The sequence below is a fragment of the Bacteroides sp. ET71 genome (assembly GCF_023336905.1).
GTDB lineage: Bacteria > Bacteroidota > Bacteroidia > Bacteroidales > Bacteroidaceae > Bacteroides.
The window spans coordinates 66,938-86,980 of sequence record NZ_JAMBLS010000002.1 but is presented as its reverse complement, the minus strand read 5'-3'; the positions used below and the strand labels follow the sequence as shown (position 1 = coordinate 86,980).

Genomic DNA, 20,043 nt, shown 5'->3' with positions numbered 1-20,043 from the left:
TACATTTATGAATGAAGATAATCGCAAAAGAGTTTATGATGTCCTGAAAGAACAGACTGGTTACCTGGACAGTTACGAAGACTTTAACAAGGCGTTCGATGCCAGCGAAGATAACCGCAGGCGGGTATATGATGTGCTGAAGAACCAGACCGGCTATCTGGACAGTTACGAGGATTTCACCAAAGGGATGTCTGCGCCTGCAACGTCAGTAGCGCAGCAGGTGATTGACGAGTACGACCGTTCCAATCGGTCCTTGAGGACTACCCCGCCGGTAGTTCTCGACAACCCTGCCGGTTCTCCAAAGATACCTGGTTACGATGCCGTTGGTAGATTATACGAACTGATGGAAAGAAATAAGCCATCACTTAATGAACTGGTCAAGAAGAACAGTCAGGATAAACCAGAATCAGTAAACGATAGGGACACCTTTCAAACTCCCATATACGAAAATGCTTTGCGTGTAGCTAACCGAATGCGTAAAGAACAAGCAATGCGCAGTGAAGATTATGGTTATCGTCCATCAATTGCGGAACCAATCGGGAGAAAGAAGAATACATTCGAACAAGAGGAAGAACGTCGTATTGATGAGCTTTATCATCCCAAGAAAGTAGAAAACGAATCCGATGTACTGGAAAACTACCGTAATCGCTTTGTTTTATCTATTCGTGGTGGCAAGTTGGACAGTGAACTGGCTGAAAAACGTGGGGAAGTAGAAGCAAAATATCTCCAGATATTCACTCAATCTCCTGAATATCAAGACTTGCTGCGACGTGGCGCATCAGCAGAAGAAATAAATGAGAAGTTCTATCAACAGTATGGAGATGCCATCAATGTAGAGTTACGACCATACGAGAACGCGATTTTTCAAGAAATGGCAAGCCGCTATAGAGGGCGTATACAGGAAGAGTTTACTCAACTTCAAAAACAACGTTCGACTGATCAACTGAAAGCATTGGCCGGAGAAGTTGACGAATTGTCCAAACAAGCGCATAAGAACTTACAACGTCGTGCTCCAAGCAGCGGAAACGCCATGAATGCGTTGATGGGAAGCCGAAATTATACCCAATCATCCGAAGAAGAACGCCGTCAAGCCGGTATGCTTAATGCCGCTAAACGGTTGATAGAGCAGTCGCAAGAAATCGTGGCTGAAGCCGGGAAGAAAGGAGGTACTAACTTCGTGGCCGGATTGGGACGCGGACTGCGCGATAACATGGATTGGGAAAACTTCACTTTCGGACTGGCGGATATGGCCGATGCACTATATTTGAACAACGCCCTCGAAAAATATGAGGCTGGCAATACGTTGAGTGAAGCCGAGCAAAAACTGCTGGAGGCATCCGCCGTCAACATGGCCATACAAGGTTTTTATTCCTCCGACTTGGGGCGTGGCTATAATGCCGGGCGTGTCACAGCCGAGAGTCTGCCTTTCATGCTGGAGTTCATCGCTAATCCTATCTCGGGCAGCAGCAATGCCATTGCCAAGAGCCTGCTAAAGTTCGGCCTCCGTCGTTTTGGTCGTGCTGGGAGCTTTGGAGCCCGCGTGGCCGGAAGCACCGGAGCAGCACTTGGCATGACTGGAACAACCGGAGTACCCCGCGTGGTATCGGGAACCATGGAGCGACTGAATCAGAACTACGATTACTACCTCGATGGGAACGGAGATTTGCAAGTGCAGAAGACGGGTAATGTGGGGACGCTGGAAGCCATGGGAAAATCAATCGCCTCTACCGCTTTGGAAAACCAGTCGGAAATGGTGCTGAACGCCTTCCGAGTGTTCCGCCCTTACCTGCGTCAGTTGGAGAAAGCACTACCAGGCGGGGTGAACAGCTTCATGCAGATGGTCAAGGAATCACGCCCCGGCCAATTGTACAGGGAAGTGAAGAACAATCCCACACTTCGCGAACTAGTGCAGCGCACACAGTTCCAAGGGTTTCCACAGGAATATCTGGAAGAAGTGTACAACAATTTTTCCAATATCCCGTTGGGCGATATGACGCTGGAAGAAGCCACCGACTTTGATAACAATCTCGACATCATACTCGGTTTAACACCTACCTTCTTGGCATTTGGTATGATAGGTGTCGGAAGCATGGCTACAGAACGCTATCAGAACCGTAAACATATGGAGCGGATCTTCGGAAAAATGACCGATGAGCAGCGTAAGAAGTTCGAGGAGTTGCAACGAATGTCAAAGATAAACGGCAACGAGGACATCAAGAATTTCATTAAGATTACGATGGCCGACCCGGAACTAACACAAGAACAGAAACGCGATGAAATAGATTATGCGTTTGCTATCGCCAAGCAGAATGCCATGGATGAGATTCAAGAAGCGGAAACGCAAGACCGGATAGATACGGAGACGGAGGACATTGCCGGACATTCTGACCCAAGTACCAATACGTACACGGAGGCTGAACGCATCTATATGAACGATGTGGGCGAATGGGTGAAAGAACCCGGCTATATCGTCGGATGGCAAGACCCGGAGAAAGAAAGATTCCCCTATTGGATACCTGAAGGGGCAGAGTTCACACCAGAGAATACGAGGTTGCTAAGACCAGGCGAATGGGACGCAACTACGGTAAAGTCCATGCCTACACAAGAAGTCATCGACGAGACAGCACAGGCTATCCGTGAGGATGCTGCGGCACAGGCACAGCGGGAGAGCACGTATAGTACGGACATCGTTCCTCCGTCCATCGGAACCACCTTCACCGATGGAGCGGCACAGTACAAGATAATCCAGCAGAATCCTGATAATCCCAATGGCGGCTGGCTGGCCACTCGCACCACCGTGGACGAAAAAGGCAAACCAAAGGAGGAAGTCGTTGAAATCACAGATGAACAATACTACAACGCCATGCAGGCGCAGATTGATGCAGAGGAGGCGGCATCACGGCAGGAACAACAACCTGTATCATCTACCAATCAGGCTCAAAGTAACGGCCAATCCGGCTCGGAGACCGCGCCTTCGAGCCTGCAAGGCGAAACCTCGCCGGGAGCGAGTGAAACCGTAATCCCTACCGACGAGAAAGGAAACCTGCTTTATCACCGCGCCCCTGTGGATCGTACTGTCTCCTCCATCAATAGTGAAGGACTGGAGCCGGACGAAGTGGATGCGTTTGTCCAGGCCAACAAGGCTGCATCGGCCAAGTTGCTGAGGAACATAGAGGGAAAAGCCCCCAAGATGGGTACAAACATTGCTCAATACAAGAAGGCTAAGCAGGAATGGCAGGCACGAGTGGATGATGCGCAGGCACAGGTGGACTACTGGGACCAAGTGGCCGATGCCATTGCCGCGCAACGGACACAAGTGGGTGATACCACAGCGGAAGAAATCCTTTCGATGGGCGAACCTATGAATGGCTACGAGCTTGCGGCACAGATGCTGGCAACAGGCAAACTGCCCCTTTTGCAGTCCGATTTCAAACGCGAGACAGGGTATAAGGGGGATGAAGCCCGTGCGTTGTTCGGCCTCTTTGCCAGCGAGGCCAATGGTGGCATGACGATAGAGCGTGCTGGGGAACAACTGATGCTTGCCGACCAGGAAGCCGGCACCAACTTCTTCGACCAATCCGACCCGAACGCCGGGCGCAATGCCATTCTCGACGTGCTTTCCGAAGTGCGCACCCGAGGCGACCTGACGAACTATATCCGACGAAACCGCGAAGCAATGGCCGAACGCGAACGGCAGGCCGAGTATGATGCCTATGCCGATTGGTGCGACCGCGAAATGCACATGACGCCGGAGGAATACGAGGCCTATCAGGAATATGTGGCTGCAAATAATCCGTATGAAGGTGTGCCTGTTGCGGAATTAGACCGTATCTTTGCGGAAGCCGAAGAAGAAATTCAAACCTATTTAAATCAACAAGACAATGGACAACAAGGAACAAGCGAAAATGGAAGCAGCCCGGATAGTGGACCGTCTGAACGCGATGAGCCAGCAGGAGCGGCTGAAGGAAGGGAAGCAGGCGTATCAGTTCTGCCTGAAGCACAACCTGTTCTTCCGGGGCAAGTACAAGGACGAGCTGAAGGAACTGAAAGCCAATCCGGCACGGCTGATGATGGAGTGCGTGCTGAGGAAGGAGCTGTATCTGAAGGCACATCCGGAGGCGAAGGAATAGAAAATCAGATAAATGATGAGAATAACGAAATAAATGTCGTATCTTCGCAGAGTAATCAAAATAATACAGAAAATGAACAAGGAGAAGTGGCAGGCATATCAGGAGAAAGTAGCAGCATCGATGGAGAAAATGAGGCAGCAGCCATTCTCCGTACAACAGGCCATAGCTCAACAACGCAGGATGGACAAGGCAGCCAGTCGAAAGAATCCCTTCTTGGAGAACTGGCTGAAAGAGCATCCGGAAGTAATCAATGGATAGATGACATAACGTCTATTACTTCTTCGCCTATAGGCAAGGGCGGAGAAAATGAAACCTATCTGTCCAGGGACGGGAGGTTTGCCATCAAGGTAAACGATTTCTCATATCTACCGGACAATTCTACAAATTTCGATAGCTTTATGAACCGGGTGGACGCTCACAACGAGCTGTTCCCCAATGATTCCATTACTGTTTTGGGCTTTACCCGGAATAGTGAAGGGAAGATTGCTGTTGTCCTGTCACAACCCTACATCGGCAATGCCCGTGAAGCTACGCAAGAGGAGATAGACAATTTCCTTGAAGGTATGGACTTCTATACGGATATGTCCGGAAACTGGACGGACGGCACGTTTGACATTGCCGACACAAAGCCTAACAATGTATTGGTGGATGCAGATGGAAATCTTCATTTCATAGATGTGCTACCATACGATAGCAGGAAACCGGGGAAGATGCTCGTTATTCCTCCAACTCGTAATGCTTTTGTTGCTCCCGAACGCCAAGAAGATGAAAGCCTTCTGGACTATGCCGAGCGTGTGGTCAAAACCAAGGAAATAGACGATGCCCGCAAAGGAGTGTCGGCTAATCCTACCGATGCTCAGAAAGAAGCTGGAAACTACAGAAAAGGCCATATCACGCTGGACGGCTATGACATCACCATCGAGAACCCGAAAGGCAGCACCCGCAGCGGCGTGGATGCCAATGGCCAGTCTTGGAGCGTGACGATGAACAACGACTACGGCTATATCCGTGGCACGGAAGGCGTGGACGGTGACCATATCGACGTGTTCCTGTCCGACGACCCGACTACGGGTAAGGTGTATGTTATTGACCAGGTAAATGCCGATGGCTCATTTGATGAACATAAGGTGATGTACGGATTCAAGTCCGCCTTGGCCGCCAAGCGTGCTTATCTGGCTAATTATTCGCCGGGTTGGAAAGGTCTCGGAACCATCAGTGAAGTCAGCAAGGATGAGTTTAAAAAATGGGTGGAAAGCAGTCATCGAAAGACCAAACCGTTCTCGGAGTATAAGAGTGTGAAGGTAGAAGGAGTACAGAGTGAAGCAATAAAAACGCATCAACCTAATGCTTTGCCAGGAAGGTTGATGAAAGCATATGAGAGCGGGGATACAGCCTTAATAGCTTCCGTGGAACAAGAGATGCGCGAATTTGTGAACGGTGCAACTGACATGAGGAGCGTGTATTCTACTTATCTGCGAAGTAAAGATTTGGAAAGGGCTATGGAAAAAGGAAGCCCGAGCGATAAGACACAACACTTCATTGCAGAAACCTGCAAGGATGTGCTGAAGAAAGTAGGCCTGCCCGCCAAAGCCATGCAGTCGGAGCGGGCGCGTACAGAGTTTGCCGGAAGCACGACTGACCCGCGTGTATTGGATATCATGTCGGCAGATACGTCATTCAATGTGCTTCGCGCCATCGTACATAATCCCAATACTTCTGAATCTACTTTGAAACATTTTACGACAGCATTTTCTAACAACGGGCTGGATTATGAGGCACAGCAGGAACTTGCCAGACGTCAGTCTGAAAATGGCGATGAACTACGTTTCCGCGAAGTTGATGTGGAGGAGAGGAAAGAACTTGTGGCTGTGCATAATCTTTCTGCTGATAAGCTGAAGCAGGCATTTGACCTTGGTGGTTTCCCGATGCCGAGCATTGCCATCACCAAGGCTGACGTGGGGCATACGGAATTTGGGGAAATATCCCTCGTCTTTGACAAGGAAAGCATCAACCCTACTGACAGACGGAACAAAGTCTATGGGGAAGACGCATGGACACCCACGTTCCCAACTGTGGGCTATAAGCTGAACGATGCCAAGACGAGCGACATCTATCGCCGGGCAAACAAGACGGGAAGTCTGCCGTTGTTTAATCCGGTGATTTTTCATCCTGACAATTACGAAAGTTACATAAGCAGCGTTGGTTCGGAAGGCCTTGTGAACCACTTCAAGGATGACTATGGCGCGAAACAACTGTATCTTTCAGAAACCGGCAGTGCGGTGGAAAAGTATGAGCAGCACGAGGTTGACAAGTACTTGCCTGACCAAATAGCTCTTTATGAAAAGATGCTGAAAGAAATCGGCATTGAGCGGATTAAGAATGAAAGAAGTGATGCGCTGGAGAATGAAGTGAAGCGACTCATAGAAGAGCATTATAACATTGATTTGGATGGCATGAAGCCATTTCGAGCCAAGGCTCGTATCAGCAATACGATACATCATGCCGTCGACTATGCCGAGCATGGGAACAGGAAGACAGAGACGGACATTGAGGCAACGAAGAAGAAAATTGACGAAAGGATAGACCCGGAGAAATTCGAAGCATGGCTGGAAAACTTGTTCTCTGGCGTGGTGGAGAAGAAGGGAATCCGGAATGATAAAGACATGTTCACTCCATCGGGCAGTAGTCGTAAGTGGGAGCAATTGTATGATGACATAACTCTTGATTCTGTTGTCAATGCTATGCAGAGGCAAGCTGCACGTGGCGGTCAGGGATTGTTTAACGGAAGCATCTTTGGCGCCGCACAAGAAGAGTACAAATCCATTGACGAAATCCGTAAGGAGGCGAGAGAGCGTATCCGTACCCTGAACGATGAGGAGTACAAAGCCCAGCGGGATAATATTACCGACCGACTTTCGAATATAAAGATACCGGGTGTCGGCGATGGTTTTTCCGATGCGATGGACATGGCAGGAAACATACAGGATGCTGTTGCCCGTTCCCATACGGCTAAAGGCATACACAAATACCTGAAAGGGTTTTATCCGAAGGTAACGATGGAGACTGCCAATGAGATAGCGGACATTGTAAAGGACATCCAGCGGATGAGCGCACGCTATTTTGAAGCCAAGCCCTATCGTGCAGTGGGATTCGATGAAGTGCGCCTTGCCGTAGTGCCTTCTGATATGGACAAGGAGCTTGTGCAAAAGTTGGAACAGCGTGGCATCCCCGTGAGAACCTACGAGAAAGGCAATGAAGCGCAGCGCAGGCAAATCGTGGAAGAAGCCACGGATGAGATGAACCTGCGTTTCCGTTTCATTGGCGAACAAGGGGCGGCACGGCTTGATAAAGCAGAAGAAGCAACAACTCGTTTGGACAATCTTTCTGTTGCTCGACAAATGGAAGAAGAAGGGAAGAATGAGTGGGCTATCAAATTGGCTACAGGTTGGGAGCGTGGAGCAGACCGCAAATGGCGGTATGAGACACCGGACTTTGAATATACTCCGCCAGAAGATTTTGAGGAGGGCAAGATTTACAATCTGAGTGACATCATCAAAGATGATGAATTGTTCAAGGCTTATCCCAAACTGAAAGGATTGAAATTTCGATTGGAGCATCAGCCGGATGAATACGGTGGTGGTTGGTTTGACAAACGGAAAAATGAGATTGTTATCAATACGGCACATAATAGTCCTTGGCATTATGAGCAAACGATTGCTCATGAAATACAACATGCGATCCAAGCGGAAGAAGGTTTTGAAAAAGGAGATAGTCCGGAAGGTGTCATAGATAGGTATGTAGCTTTGCAATCTGATTTATCAACTGCAGATGTGGCCACCTTGAATACTGCTGCCTTTATACGCAAGAGAGCTGAGAAGCTGATAAGGAAAGGAGAATATAAATATATGCGTTGGGCTGTCAGAGCTGCAATGGGACGATTGCAAGGTCGAAATGGCATGTATGAAGAATATGGCCCCATAGAAAATCTTGCGGTCAGTTACACGGCGAAGAATCTTAAGTTAGCTTATGAAAGAGCCTATGAAAAAGCGCATAGCAATGGAACTCTGTTTAATTCAGGATATCCGACCAAACAATCAGCGGAATTCATTTACATACACAACGCCGGCGAAACAGAAGCCCGCAATGTCGCACGTCGTTTAGGACTGTCACTCGAACAACGTCGCAATATGTTGGCATCGGAAACAGAGGATGTAGCCCGAAGAGACCAGTTGTTCATCAACAGCGCGTTGGGTGAATCTGCTTCTTATGCGCCTTCTGCGGAAGATATTAGTTTGGTAAACGAGCAGTTCAATGAGGAATTATCCAATCTGACAGAGGATAACGCGGACAAGGTGACACTTGACTTGGGCAATCCTTCGCCTGTACTTCTTGCTGCCGGAGTGGAAGATAAACCGATGAAGCTGTACGGTAACAAGGTCATCAAGAAAATGAAGAAGCATGGATTCAAGTTGGATGAACTTCGTAACCTACCGGAAGCTGTGGCCGAACCGATAGCTGTGTTCAACAATTACCAAAAGGATGGCAATCGCTCAATATTGACAGAATTAGAAACCGCCAATGGAAATTTCTTGGTCACAATTGATTTGGGGAAGGATGCAGATGTAGATTTTAATATCGTAACATCTGTATTTGGTAAAGGTGATAACAATATAATAACTTGGATAAACAAAGGCTATGCAACCTACATTGATAAACAAAAAACTCTCGACTATCTGCATCACTCCGCCCTCAAAGCGGTAACCTCAGATAATCGAGAGGAGAAAGTGCAAGAGTTTCTGTCCCATCAATCCGCACTAATCGCGGCAACAGCAGCAAACTCCGAACTTTCTGATGCCACAAAGATAGTGGAAAATTTCGAGAATCCAATCATTGACAGTGAAATAACTCGCAATGGTAGTGTGAATTTGTCTGACGATGCTTTAAGCACAGCCAACGATCCAATTGCCAAAATGCTGGGTAAATCCACCCGTACAGCCCACCAACGCCAAGCCTTTTCCGAACGCGAACGCCGCAACATGGCCAAACGGGTGCAGGAGTTGGCCGAGAAGCTGCATCTGGATAATGTGGAGATAGTGACCGAGCCAATGACCATTACAGATAGGCAAGGCAAAACACATCATCCGAAAGGCTTCTACAATCCCCGTACTGGGAAAATAACTGTCGTCGTTCCAAACAATGTGAATACTTTTGATGCCGAACAGACGTTACTTCATGAAGCCGTGGCACACTACGGACTGCGTCGGTTGTTCGGCGAGCACTTCGACACCTTTTTGGATAATGTGTTTAATAATGCCGACGTGGAGGTACGCAGAAAGATTGTGGAACTGGCGAAGAAGAATGGTTGGAACCCCAGGCTTGCCACGGAAGAATATCTTGCTTCGTTGGCGGAGAATACGAACTTCGAGGATCTCAACGCAAGCTGGTGGCAGAAAATCAAGGAACTCTTCCTACAAATGCTTCATAAGATTGGATTCAACGACTTCAATGGGGTCACGCTGTCGGACAACGAGCTGCGCTATATCTTGTGGCGTAGTTATGAGAACCTGGCAGAACCGGGGCGTTACCGCAGCATCCTGGGCGAAGCCGCCGACGTGGTGAAGCAGAATGAACTGAAGGTGGGCAATTATGCCGAGAATGATGCAAGCATCGGACAGGTGGCCGAAAGTAAAGGAAATGTCAAGGCTGAGCGCATCCGCAAACTGAGGGAAAGCAAGCCGGTGGAGATTACGGGTAATGAAATAGAGCCGAGCGATGACCTGAAACAGTATAAGAAGAATGCACTGGAGTATGGGAAGAATTTGCAAGGTAGTTATACGAATAAAGACACTGGAATTACCATACAGCTACAACGTGGTCGCAGAAATGGTGGAATAAACGAAGTGTTGCAACACGACTATAAGGATGTGGAACATCTTCAAAGCATAGCAGCCATACCACAGATTATAGAAAATAGTATCTATATTGATTCCCGTGAAAATATGGATACAGACAAAAATCCAGATGTCAAGGAATACCAATATTATGTTTGTGGGCTGAAGATTGGTAATGTGGATTATACTGTACGTTCTACTGTAGCGGTAGATAAGAATGGCAATCGTTACTATGACCACAAGTTAACGCATATAGAAAAAGGAAAGCTGCTTGACTTAATTAATAGCCAAGCAGCTTATGATAACGGTTTTGGCACAACGCCCGGCACGAAGCCTACTACCGAAATGTTTTCTAATTACAAAGATAAGATTTTGCTCTCAATCCTGCAAACAAACGACGAAGATAATCTACTTTTCCGCGAAAATACGGAAGAAGATCAAGGGCAGAACGTCACTGATAACATGGATGCTGAAAGTTCTTCCCCCATATCAACGCCGACAGTTCAGGCATGGGATAAGATGATAAACAGCTTCGGGTTCCAATTCAGTGAGGCAAGTTTTGATCACCTTGCCGCAGTTGAGGAGTTTCAGAAATTGGTTGAGAAACATTCAGGCAAAGAAATAAAGTCTTTCGAGAATGTATATGACCAGATGATTGCTTTGTCATCGAAGACAAAGAACGAAATGGAGATGTTTGATTCATTTATCCTCACTCCCATGAACAAGGCCATACTTAAGTTGGTAGGCGAAAAGCCTGTGCTGAAACGCTGGAATTGGGATAAAGGTCCTCTGCGTGACTTGGCAGTGTATGTGGAAGCAAAGCATGGCATTGAACGAAACAGGCAGATGGCGGTGGAAGCGTATGTTAAAGGCTTTAATAACGAGAGTTTGAAATTCTTTGAAGATGCCGGATTGGATTTTGACCGGGAGAAATATAAATCAGACTTGAAGGAAGCAAAGAAGAAGGCCGGAGACCAAGCTTATGCCGCCTCGTATGACAAGAATCTACAACGGTTGGTTGATGAAGGTTATGAGGAAAAAGAGGCTGATGAGAAGGCGAAAGGGTTGGCTCGGAAAGCCAAAGAACGTGCAGAGGATAATGCGTCTGAGAAATTCAGGACGTCTGCAAGGGAACAATTAGCTGAACAATATCGTGAAAAAGTAATGGCAGATTGGTTTGAGGCCAAGAAACGCATCAATGGCCAACAGGATCTTTCTTGGATTAAGAAACAACAGATGCTGGATGAAGAAGCCGGGAAATTAGGTGCAGACTTGTCTAAAGATTACAGCGGTTTGTCTTCTCTATTCAAGGACAAGGAAAAATATAAGGATGGCTGGAATACAGCAGCCCTGAAATATGTGGAAGAATATGAGAAATCGCATCCCCAAGAAGATATTGACGAGTTTTGGAAATCCATTGAGCTGGCTACGGATTATGCTTTGAAGAAGCAATATGAATCAGGGCTTGTCAGCAAGGAATATGTAGAACGCCAGAAAGAAAGGTTTGAAAATTATGTACCGCTCCGTGGCTTTGCCGACGAGATAGCCGGTGATGTGTATAACTACATAGGGAATGAATTTTATGCAGGCGGGAATCCTGTAAAGAAAGCAGGCGGACGTACAAGTGAAGCCGGGAATCCTTTTGGCAGTATACTAAACATTGCTTATTCTTCCATGTCAGTGGGTAATAAAAACATGGCTAAGTTGGCTTTGTATTCATTGGTGGTAAACCATGATACCGGAGGTTTAGCCATTCCGGGACGTGCGTGGATGGTGAAGTATGATGAACTGAAGAATAATAAAGAATTGTCAGCCCTGCTTGTATCTCCGGAAATATCCAATGGGGAAGAAACTCCTGAATGGGTAGAGGCAGTACCTCAATTCCCGGAGAAAGCTACCTCAGAAGAAATCACCCGTGTTATGAACCATTTTGAGGAAGCTATGAAAGTGTATCAGAAAAAAGGTGATGTGAAACCTATTGGAAAAAGAGTCAAAATACCCTACCGTACTTTGTATAAAGAACGCGACCAGCACGATATACCTTTGTTCATTGCCGGTGACAAGTATGTCATAACGGTAACCGGAAACCCGAGGTTGGCACAAGCCATGAACGGTTTGCTGAATCCGGATGTCAACAATGATCCGGTCAGTGTCATCGGCAAAAAGATACAACGTTTCATGGCGGGGGCTTTTACGGCACAGAACGCTTCGTTTGCTGTCGCCAATTTATCAAGAGACACCATTTATGCCAACAATCAGGCTTTCATCCGTGAGAATTTCCGCTATTGGAAAGAGTTCACCAAGAATCAGCGTTTGGGGTTTGGCGATTATCCACAGATGATGAGAAGGTTGTATAAATACCGTCACAACCAGCTTGACATGAATAATAAGACAGAAAGATTCTTCAAGGAGTTTATGGAAAACGGAGGAGCTACCGGATATACGTTCATCAATGACCAAGATGAATATGCGCGTGAAATAGCCAAACAAATGAAAAAGCTATCCGGGAAAATTCCCTCTTATATTACCCCACAAGGGGCTTTGAAACTTATGTTTGACGGCATAGAGTTTGCCGGGCAGTCGGCTGAACTGGTTAATCGTTTCGCTGCTTATAAGACAAGTCGAGAGATGGGTAGACCTATTAGTCGAAGCATACGGGATGCTAAAGAAATAACCGTGAATTTTAACCGAAAAGGGGCAGGCATGAAAACGGCCAAGGTAAACCGTAGTACAGAAGGAAAGGGGCTTATCGCAGGATTCAGGCCTATTGACTTTGTAGCTTGTCTGTCTCAGCTTGGAAGAAGCCATATTATCTTTTGGAACGCGAACATGCAGGGGAAACGGCGAACTTACCTTAATTTCAAAGAGCATCCCGTAAAAACAACTATAACTTTGGTGGCAAACAACCTCGTGCTTGGGGCTGTTGTCCTTCCTTTCTTGAACAATGTGGTGATGCCTGCTCTCTATGACCTTGTTGGATGGAGCAGTGGTGATGACGATGAGGATTATTACGATGCGTTGACGGATTGGGAACGCACTAAAAATCTATGTCTTAGACTTCCTCACGGGTATTGGTTGAAAATACCCATGGCACCCGATATGTCCCCTTGGCTTTCTATGGGAGATGCTATTGGCGGTTCTTTGGCGGGCAAACGTGAATTGACTTATTCGGATTTTGCAAAGTCTTTGGTAGATGTGGCATCCCCGATTTCCATCAACTGGTCATACGGAAACAAGCACTTCGGATTGAATTTTGTACCATCGGTTGCGCAGCCCTATCTCCAGAATATGATGAATATCAACTTTATGGGGAATCCCATTTATAAGACGCCGTTCAATGCCCGCCAGGGATTTATTCCGGAGTATAAAATGGTGTATAGGAGTACGAGTCCTACTCTTATCGAGTTGTCAAGAGTCAGCAACCTTGTGACGGGAGGAAGCGATATAAAGACTTCCGGCGGGGCGGATTGGAACCCGGCAGTCCTGCAAAACATGATAAGTGGTTATACGGGTGGTTGGGGCAATACGATGTTGTCTATTGCCGACTTGATGTTGAATACATTGAAAGGAGAAGAAACTTCCGTAGCCATGAGCCAAGTCCCGCTTGTCAGCCGTTTTGTAATCAGTGGCAATAAGGATATGCAATTGCGTAGTGTGAACTCTTCCTTCTACAAGGTAAAAGACTTTATCAATGAGTTTGAGTACGACCGCAAAAGCCTGGAAAATGCCATTAGGGAAGCCGGAAAAGACGGGAATATGTTGGAGGTGGCCAAATATCAGGATGAACTTAATCAGTTGTTCAACAGCGAAAGGTGCCAAAAGTATGTCAAACTAAAGGCCATAGAAAAAGGGGTGAAATCGTATGAAGAATGGTTGAATGAAACTCCTAATGATGAAATGATGCAAGATATGGTGATAGGTCTTAAAAAAGAAGGAATTGAAGAATTGAATAGATGAAACGCTCGCTGCTGGAGCAGATAGATAGCTTAAAGTAAGAACGGCATTCAGAACAATTCCGAATGACTGCCGAGGCGGAGCAGCTTTATGACCTGTTCCGCCTCGTCCATCCAGATGAGGAGGTAGTCGCTTTCGATGTGGCACTCCATGCAGCCGGAATAATTCCCGGTGAGCATGTGGGGTTTCATTTCTTGCGGAATTGGTTCCTCGTTCTCAAGCATACGGACTACTTGAAGCAACCTTTCTACTTTGCGAGGTTGGTTACGAAACCTTTTGAAGTCTTTTTTGAACTGGGAACTGAATCGTACGGTTTTCATCCTTCAATAGATTTAATGAATGCTTCAAGATTGCTTGTATCCACTGTACCTGCATATTCGCCACGACGTGCCTCCTCAATGGCAGCCATCGTTTCAGCGTTCGGTTTGCGATGATAGGTGGCATCCATCAACAGGGTCTCCACATAGTTGTTCAGGCTGCGGTTCTGACGTTTGGCATCTTGTTTGAGACGTTCCACCAAGGAGGTGTTCAGGCGGAACGAGGTGATTTTGCGGTCTTTTGTTGTTTCCATAAAACGATTGTCTTTCTGATTTGTCATACAAAGGTATGCTATTTGTATTACAACTGCAAGGAAAAAGAGAGTTATTTATGTACAAGCACTTTATATAGCCGCCTTCTTCCGTGTAACCCTTTCTTTTGCAGCAAAAAGCAGAAGAAATGGCAAGAAGAAGACTGATACCCAAACAGCCGTTGCCGCAGGCGGACACCGTGGCATACGACAAGAAGCAGCGGAGCAACAAGCGATACATGGACATTCTGTTTCGTGCCGCCCGTGCCTGGGACTGCATGGACCATTACCGCAAGGAACGTGAACGGAACAAACGGTATATGTACGGCGACCAGTGGGGCGACCCGGTGGAGTATTGCGGACGTACCATCACTGAGGAGGAATACATCCGGATGCAGGGGAACATCCCGCTGAAGAACAACCTTATCCGGCGCTTGGCAAGGATAGTGATAGGCGTGTATCGGAATCAGCAGAAAACTCCCGTCTGCATTGCACGGGACAGGGAGGAGCAGAAACTTGGCGAGACGATGAGCACCATCCTGGAGTATAACAACAAGCTGAACGACAAAAAAGAATTGGATGCCCGTATGTTCGAGGAGTTCCTCATCGGAGGGCTGGCCTTGCAGAAAGAGGTGTATTCTATGCGCGGCGGTCGTCAGGACTGCTGGACGGACAATGTGAACCCGAACTTCTTCTTCATGGACGGACAGATGAACGACATCCGCATGGACGACGTGAGTATCATCGGCGAGCTGCACGACATCACTTTCGGGCAGTTGGCTTCGGCCTTTGCCAAGAGTGATGCCGACCTGCAACGCTTGGATGACATTTATAAGAAAGCACGAAACCGGGACGTGCTGGCAAATTATATCGACACCTTCCATCGAAATGCCAATGATTATGTATCTTTCCTGCAACCTTACGACCTGACGTTGTGCCGCGTCATAGAGGTATGGACGCAGGAACAACGGAAGGCTTTGTGGTGCCACGACTGGCTGGAGGGCGATGCCTACATTGATTCTTACGACAACCTGAAAACCATCCGGCAGGAGAATGCCACCCGCATGGAGGAGAACCGCATGAAGGACGCGGCGGGGAACTATCTGTTGGACGAGAACGGGAACATTCGTCTCTACATGCCGGAAGACCGGGTGCCGCTGATAGAATATGAGTACATCATCGAAAACTATTGGTATTATCGCTTTCTGTCTCCTTTCGGGGATGTGCTGGAGGAAGGCGAATCACCATACGCCCACGGCGAGCATCCCTATACGGTGAAAGCTTATCCTTTCATAGACGGCGAGATTCATCCGTTCGTGGCGGACATTATCGATCAGCAAAGGTATATCAATCATTATATCATTCTTAATGATTTTATCGTGAAAGCCTCGGCCAAGGGTGTGTTGGTGGTGGATGAAAGCAGCATCCCGGAAGATATGAACATCGAGGATATTGCTGAGGAGTGGACACGTTTCAACGGGGTAATCAAGTTGAAGTTGAAAGAAGGTGCCAAGCCACCACAGCAGATGGTGAACAGCAGCAAGGTGCAGGGATTGCAGGACATGATTACCCTACAAATGCAACTGATGGACGACGTGAGCGGCGTGCACGGGGCTTTGCAGGGGAAACAGGCAGCGTCCGGTACCAGTGGCGTGCTCTACCAGCAGCAGGCCAACAACGCTTCCACGTCCATCATCGACCTGCTGGAGACGTATTCCAGTTTCCTGACGGCGGATGCCAAGAAGAAGCTGAAGAACATCCAGCAATTCTATGACGAGCCTATGACGGTGAAGGTGGCCGGACGGTCGGCGGTGGTGCGGTATGACCCGCAGACGATGGGAGGCATTGATTTCGACCTGGCCATCACGGAGAGCTACGATACGCCGGTGTACCGTGCGTTGAACAACGAACTGTTGTTGCAACTGCTCAACGCCAAGCAGATTACCATTGAGCAGATGCTCCAGGTGGGGGCGTTCCCCTTCGGCGACCAGTTGCTCCAACTCATCCAGACGCAGAAGCAAGAGCTGGAGCGGCAACAGCAGATGCTGGCGCAGCAGGGGGCGTTGCCTGCGCAAGCTTCTACTACTCCAGCTTCATAATAGTATTATTATTACCAAAGACGCCGCACTTGTGCTACATAATTTAGCCAGGCGCGGCGTTTCTGTTTGCGTCGTTGGGGCGACAATGCACCCTCTCCGAACTGTCCGGGCGTGTGGTAGAAGGATTCAAAGAGAAAATCCTTCTGTGTGGCTCGGTTGGAAAACATCCCGGCACGGCGCATTCGCTTGATGTCCGCCCAGCAATAGACATGCAATTTGTGGCGGGTGTTGGGAAGTACGTAATAGCGGTGGCCCGTGCGAAGGTGCATGCGGTCAGCCTGTCTGATGGCTTGTTTCAGTTCTCTGTCGGCTTTCATCAGAAGGAAGAAAGCTTGGATTCTTTTTACTATCTTCATAATTCAATCGGATTAAATGGTTGCTTCTGTGATTACTTTTTCCTGTTGATGCTTTGGCTTCGGTTTGATTACGGCGGGCAGTTCCATCTCGTTGAAACAGATATGCAGACCGATAGCACGTGTCATAACCATATCGTCGTGATAACCGTCGGCGGCACCAAAGGAACAATGGTTTTCTTTCTTTTCGTAGACAGCATATTCACCGATAGCATCAATATTACGCTCGATGTAGGATTGGTCGCGGACGCAGGCCACGAGGTTGGAGATAATCATCGGCTTTGTCTTTCGATTGGTGTGATAGCCGTATTCCGTAGTGATTCCCTGTGCTATCTTAGCTTCCGAAGCCCGGCGGATGTAGAGATTGTCGTAAACTCCTGCGATACGGTTGAAGATCAGTTCCGACTGGTCGCCGTCCGTGTCGTTGTCCTTCGTCTCAATGGTGTTACTCTCGATGACCAACTTCGCGTTGTCGTAGAACGCGGCTATCTGCGCCGCCTTCCAGGCCAGCAGGTCGTGGTCGATGTGTCCGTGCCATTCGGCCACCACTTCCGGGTTTCCGCCGAACATCATCCAGTAGCGGTCTATGACAAGAATGTCCGACCAGTCCGCATCCCGGCCTCGTCCACCCACATCCACCGTGACCAGGTAGCGGCGGGCAATCCTATGCTTCAACTTTTGCGGAAGCATCCATACTTTCAGCAGTCCACTCCGGTCGTGGACGAAGTGCAGGTTACGCAAGGCAAGTTTACCTTGTACACTATCTCCCTGCACCTCTCCGACATACAGAGGTTCGCGGCACGTTTCTTTCAGTTTGTCCAGGTGATAAGCACTGAACACATTCTTGCCACTGTTGCGGAAAGCTTCCACGTCGTCGCTGGGAAACTCGGCCATCATGTCCTGATGGTCGATGTAGTCTTTTCTTTTTAGAATGTACCAGTTGATGGCTTCGAATGTCGCTCCCAATATCCACAAGTGCCAATAGTATTTACCGGAGTCAAGGCACCCGTCTGGCGGATTATCGTTATCCTTATTGTCCAGCAGCCATTGTGCGAAGGTTGCTTTGTCTTCCACCGGACGGGTATATTTTTCAATCTTGAACCACGGTACGAAGACAGCCCGGCGGTTGCTTTTCCCCTGCTTGGCAGCCTGGTAGGCCCGATAGAAGAAGTTGCCCATGCCGTTGGCCGTGGACTCTATGACCTCCACGGTGAGCGGAGCCATGAGCAAGGAAGACGATATGGAACGGATGATGTCCTCGGGCTTTTTCCCATCGGTGTCTTCCCACAGTCCCACTTCGGAATAGTGTACGCACGAAATGTCTCCACCGCGTCCGGAGTTCGGATTGTTATAAGTGCCTATGGTGATGACAGTATCTCTGGCCTTGGTGATGTTTGTGCCTTTACCATAGGTGATGATGCTGTCCAATTGTGATCCCTCGTAAGGCGTAAAAGTCAGTTGCGCATTGTCCGGACAGTCTATGAGCCAAGGCGGAAGTTTTTCCAGCATCTTGCTGTACATGGCCTTGATTTTGCGCGATGTGGAGGCGTCTTGCGCCACGATGTCCGAATACCAGCTTTCTTTGTGGAACAACTGTATCCAGGCAATGTAGAGTTGCACCAACGTGGAACCTCCCCATTGGCGGGCTTTTAGCAGGATAATGCGGATAGGTATCCCGGCCAGGCGCATATCTTCGAGAATGGAAAGCAGGTAGCGTTGCGGGTAGCTCAGCTTGAAATGAATCATCCGGCCACCTTCCTTGTTCTTGATAAAGTTGTAGGCATAGGCGTAGAAAGGAAAATCATGTTTGCAACGCACCTGAATGAATTTGCGCACCACCTTTTCGCGTGTCTCACGGCTACATTCGCCGTAGCGGTCCAAACAGAATTGCCTGATGCTTCCTACTTTTAGGATGAGTTTCACCAACTTGTTCTGGAGTATGGGGACAGGCAGCAAGATATCATAAGGATACATGTCCTCAATTTGTACCTTCTTCCTATTTCCCACCGAACCTTCGCCCGTGATGGGATTGAACGGTGCACGTATCTCCGCCGTTCTCCGGTCATCCTCGCTTACAAGCTCCTCTATACTCATCGGACAGTCTTCTGATTTTATTGTAAAAGAATCCTATGATAAACGCTGTGGCATGTACGCCAAAAGCAATAGCCGGCACAAACGCCGTGGCTACGTTTACGGATAAGAACAATATCCATTCCCGGACAGGTATTCGTATTTGCGACAGCTTCATGCCCATTAACGCATAAATGACCGAACTGAATCCCACCGAGCCGGAAAGAGAGGCAAAGGTGGCCGGTATGGAGATAAGGTAAGCTATCCCTAATTCCTTCCATGTAAACTGCAAGAACCAAAGCACATACAGGTTGAGTATCAGGTGGAACAATCCGGCATGTGCCCACTGGCTGCATAAATGAGTGTACCAGGCAGCATTGAAGGATGCCGCGAAATCCGGAATATATTCCATCGGCATCCATAAATAGACATTAAGCAGTAAAAGCGACGCGATTACTTTCCGTTTAGTCTGTTTATTTTTTCCTGTTGACATTTCCGACGCATTTTTTCGATGATATTACGTGCCACACGTGGCGTTATGGGAAAACAGGGAGCTGGCTGCATGACTACGATTTCCACCAGGTGCTTGACGCAGGTGATTTCCGGATGCTGCTCACGGTACAGGCAGAACGCCTTGTACAGCTCCATGTAGAACCGCAGTTTGTTCCGCTTCATATATCCGATGGATTCCCCTTTCTCCAGCCGGTAGATAATGACGCAAGCCCTTTCGGACGACACCCAGAATCGGGAGGCCGGGGAACTTACGGTACGTTCGATAAGTCCCGTCTTGGTGACCCGTCCGTAGAGGCGCAACTGTTTTTTCACTTGCTCGTTGTAGGCACGAAGCAAATCCCGGTTCCTGCTGTCCGATAGGATGAAAACGCTTCCTTTTTTTCTCATGCCAGTATGGGGTTTTAAGTTTTTGAGTTTTTAAGTTTATAAGTTTATAAGTTAATGAGGCTACGAGTGGCTTGTTGT

The 20,043-nt window shown here is 48.0% G+C and carries 8 protein-coding genes; 2 read left to right on the top strand and 6 right to left on the bottom strand.

What is annotated here, in order from left to right; translation table 11 throughout:
- The first annotated feature begins 7 nt into the window (after window positions 1–7).
- Window positions 8–13,978, top strand: coding sequence for an LPD38 domain-containing protein (locus M3090_RS01710; protein ID WP_249053683.1), 13,971 nt, complete (start codon window positions 8–10; stop codon window positions 13,976–13,978).
- 47 nt (window positions 13,979–14,025) lie between these two features.
- On the opposite strand, the gene M3090_RS01705 is transcribed toward M3090_RS01710, so the two are convergent.
- Both M3090_RS01705 and M3090_RS01700 read right to left on the bottom strand, forming a co-directional pair.
- Complete coding sequence (locus M3090_RS01705; RefSeq protein WP_249053682.1) at window positions 14,026–14,295, bottom strand: type II toxin-antitoxin system YafQ family toxin; 270 nt, start codon at window positions 14,293–14,295, stop codon at window positions 14,026–14,028.
- Window positions 14,292–14,546, bottom strand: coding sequence for a toxin-antitoxin system protein (locus M3090_RS01700; RefSeq protein ID WP_249053681.1), 255 nt, complete (start codon window positions 14,544–14,546; stop codon window positions 14,292–14,294). The genes M3090_RS01705 and M3090_RS01700 overlap by 4 nt, the downstream gene beginning before the upstream one ends.
- A gap of 146 nt (window positions 14,547–14,692) precedes the next feature.
- On the opposite strand from M3090_RS01700, the gene M3090_RS01695 reads away from it, so the two are divergent.
- Window positions 14,693–16,642, top strand: a complete 1,950-nt coding sequence (locus M3090_RS01695; protein ID WP_249053680.1) for a hypothetical protein — start codon at window positions 14,693–14,695, stop codon at window positions 16,640–16,642.
- Between the two features lie 11 nt (window positions 16,643–16,653).
- Here the strand turns inward: M3090_RS01695 and M3090_RS01690 are convergent, their stop codons facing one another.
- From M3090_RS01690 to M3090_RS01675, 4 genes are read right to left on the bottom strand one after another with little or no spacing between them, the layout of a single operon-like run.
- Window positions 16,654–16,998, bottom strand: coding sequence for a hypothetical protein (locus M3090_RS01690; RefSeq protein WP_249053679.1), 345 nt, complete (start codon window positions 16,996–16,998; stop codon window positions 16,654–16,656).
- Between the two features lie 12 nt (window positions 16,999–17,010).
- A complete protein-coding gene (locus M3090_RS01685; protein WP_249053678.1) occupies window positions 17,011–19,089 on the bottom strand; it encodes a terminase in 2,079 nt (692 codons plus the stop codon).
- On the bottom strand, window positions 19,058–19,477 hold the full coding sequence (locus M3090_RS01680; protein WP_249053677.1) for a rhomboid family intramembrane serine protease: 420 nt from the start codon (window positions 19,475–19,477) through the stop codon (window positions 19,058–19,060). Before M3090_RS01680 ends, M3090_RS01685 begins: the two co-directional genes overlap by 32 nt.
- A gap of 41 nt (window positions 19,478–19,518) precedes the next feature.
- Window positions 19,519–19,965 (bottom strand): hypothetical protein, encoded by a 447-nt coding sequence (locus M3090_RS01675; RefSeq protein ID WP_249053676.1) that lies wholly within the window; start codon window positions 19,963–19,965, stop codon window positions 19,519–19,521.
- Window positions 19,966–20,043 lie beyond the last annotated feature (78 nt).

What these genes read in the sequence shown, in the direction of transcription:
- M3090_RS01710 (WP_249053683.1), top strand. Translation starts at nt 8, where the DNA reads ATGAATGAAGATAATCGCAAAAGAGTTTATGATGTCCTGAAAGAACAG.
- M3090_RS01705 (WP_249053682.1), bottom strand. Translation starts at nt 14,295, where the DNA reads ATGAAAACCGTACGATTCAGTTCCCAGTTCAAAAAAGACTTCAAAAGG.
- M3090_RS01700 (WP_249053681.1), bottom strand. Translation starts at nt 14,546, where the DNA reads ATGGAAACAACAAAAGACCGCAAAATCACCTCGTTCCGCCTGAACACC.
- M3090_RS01695 (WP_249053680.1), top strand. Translation starts at nt 14,693, where the DNA reads ATGGCAAGAAGAAGACTGATACCCAAACAGCCGTTGCCGCAGGCGGAC.
- M3090_RS01690 (WP_249053679.1), bottom strand. Translation starts at nt 16,998, where the DNA reads ATGAAGATAGTAAAAAGAATCCAAGCTTTCTTCCTTCTGATGAAAGCC.
- M3090_RS01685 (WP_249053678.1), bottom strand. Translation starts at nt 19,089, where the DNA reads ATGAGTATAGAGGAGCTTGTAAGCGAGGATGACCGGAGAACGGCGGAG.
- M3090_RS01680 (WP_249053677.1), bottom strand. Translation starts at nt 19,477, where the DNA reads ATGGAATATATTCCGGATTTCGCGGCATCCTTCAATGCTGCCTGGTAC.
- M3090_RS01675 (WP_249053676.1), bottom strand. Translation starts at nt 19,965, where the DNA reads ATGAGAAAAAAAGGAAGCGTTTTCATCCTATCGGACAGCAGGAACCGG.